This is a genomic window from Paraburkholderia sediminicola (assembly GCF_046026895.1).
In the GTDB taxonomy this organism is placed as follows: Bacteria; Pseudomonadota; Gammaproteobacteria; order Burkholderiales; family Burkholderiaceae; genus Paraburkholderia; species Paraburkholderia sediminicola_C.
This window is the reverse complement of sequence record NZ_JAQQEU010000295.1, coordinates 1-386: the sequence shown is the minus strand read 5'-3', so window position 1 is coordinate 386 and position 386 is coordinate 1. Positions and strand designations below refer to the sequence as shown.

Here is a 386-nt window from a genome sequence, read left to right as displayed (position 1 = left end):
CCCGCCAACACGTTCTTCCGTACGCCACAGAAGGCGAAGAAGCCGCGCTCATCGGGCGAGACGGCGGTAGTCACGAGCCCCGGAAAATATCCGATGTGGACGGACAGCTATGGCCGGGTGCTGGTGCGCTTCATCTGGGAGAGCGAGCGGGACCGCAAGGAACATTACACCACCTGCTGGCTGCGGGTGTCGTCGCCGTGGCAGGGGGCGGGTTATGGCGCGATCTGGATTCCGCGCGTGGGGCATGAGGTCGAGATCGGCTATCACGACAACGACCCGGACAGACCGTTTGTGGTGGGCCGCCTGGCCAACCAGTTCCACGAGCCGCCGTGGACGCTGCCCGACAACCAGGCGCTGTCGGGCTGGCGCAGCCAGTCGCTGAAGGG

Annotated in this window: 1 protein-coding gene; it reads left to right on the top strand. The window is 66.1% G+C overall.

What is annotated here, in order from left to right; translation table 11 throughout:
• Positions 1 to 386 (top strand): phage baseplate assembly protein V (locus tag PQR02_RS40840; RefSeq protein ID WP_408243456.1); only part of this gene is annotated, 386 nt, incomplete at both ends.